The sequence below is a fragment of the Microbacterium sp. H6 genome (genome assembly GCF_003314775.1).
GTDB lineage: Bacteria > Actinomycetota > Actinomycetes > Actinomycetales > Microbacteriaceae > Microbacterium > Microbacterium oxydans.
In genome coordinates, this window is sequence record NZ_QOAY01000298.1 from 1 (window position 1) to 1,352 (window position 1,352).

General features: G+C 71.1%; 1 protein-coding gene and 1 pseudogene. Both read left to right on the top strand.

The annotated features are described in order from the left end of the window. Positions 1-199 (top strand): annotated as a pseudogene (locus DSP71_RS19255) (flagellar M-ring protein FliF); the annotation flags it as partial. Next, complete coding sequence (gene fliG / locus DSP71_RS19260) at positions 196-1,200, top strand: flagellar motor switch protein FliG (protein WP_046747395.1); 1,005 nt, start codon at positions 196-198, stop codon at positions 1,198-1,200. The pseudogene DSP71_RS19255 and the gene fliG, both read left to right, overlap by 4 nt. The last annotated feature ends 152 nt before the right edge of the window (positions 1,201-1,352 follow it).

Below are 1,352 nucleotides of genomic sequence, written 5' to 3' on the forward strand. Positions count from 1 at the left end.
CGCCGCGATCGATCAGGCGCCGACCACGCCGCTGGCGTTCCTCGAGACGACGCCGGACCCCGAGCCGGAGCCCGACCCCGAGCCCGCGCAGGTGAGCCTCGAGCGCCGGCGCGCGGAGATCGACTCCCTCACGCGGCAGGACCCGAAGCGCACAGCCGACCTGCTGCGGACCCTCATCGACGACAGGCAGCAGGTATGACCGGACTGACCGATCGGCAGACAGCGGCCGTCGTCCTGATGAACCTCGATCGCGCCCAGGCGATCGAGGTGATGAAGCATCTGTCCGAAGCGGAGGCCGAGGCCGTCGCAGCCGAGATCATCGACCTGCAGAACCTGGACGCGGCGACCACCGCTCAGGCGCTCGGCCAGTTCCACCGCATCGCGTCGGGCCACCTGCCACCCGCCCGCGGAGGGCGCGACATCGCAGCGGGACTCCTGGAGGCGACGTTCGGCGCCGAACGCGCGGCCGCCGTGCTGGGCAGAGTCGGATCGTCGTCGATGAACTCGTCCTTCGAGTTCCTCGGATCCGCAGACCCGGCTCAACTCGCGACGCTGCTCGACGGCGAACTTCCTCAGACCGTCGCCCTGGTGCTCGCCCATCTGCCCACGGACCGTGCTGCCGCCGTGCTCTCCACGCTCCCCGACCCCACACGCACGGACGTCGCCCACGCGATCGCGACGATGGGTACCGCATCTCAGGAGGCGATCGCGATCGTGGCGGACGCCCTCAAGGCGCGGACCGGCACCTTCGCGGCGCGCGACACTCCTGAGGTGCTCGGCGGCGTCGAGCCCCTCGTCGAGATCATCGCCCGTTCCGGCGCCACGGTGGAGAAGGCTCTGCTGGCGAGCATCGAGGACAGGGACAGCGCGTTGGCCGAGGACATCCGCTCGCGCATGTTCACGTTCGCCGACATCGTCAAGCTGGACGACCGCGACACCCAGCGCGTGCTGCGGGGCATGGACATCCGCTCGCTCGCACTGGCCCTCAAGGGCGCGCACCAGCCCATCGCCGACCTCATCCGTCGCAACGTCTCCGAGCGCAACAGGGAGAACCTCGACGAGGAGGCCCGCACGCTCGGCCCCGTGCGCGTCTCGCAGGTCGAGGAGGCCAGAGCGGAGATCGTGCGCACGATCCGCGCGCTCGAGGCCGCCGGCGACATCACCGTGCAACGCGCCGACGAGGACGAATATGTCTACTGAGGCCTTCGCACCGGTGCTGTTCCCGCGTCTCGACGGCCGCGAGGACGGCGAGCAATACGCGATCGCCCGCACGCGCGGCTACGCCGACGGGCATGCGGAGGGGTTCCGCGCCGGCCGCGCGGAGGCCGAGTCGGAGCAGCGCGCGGCGGACG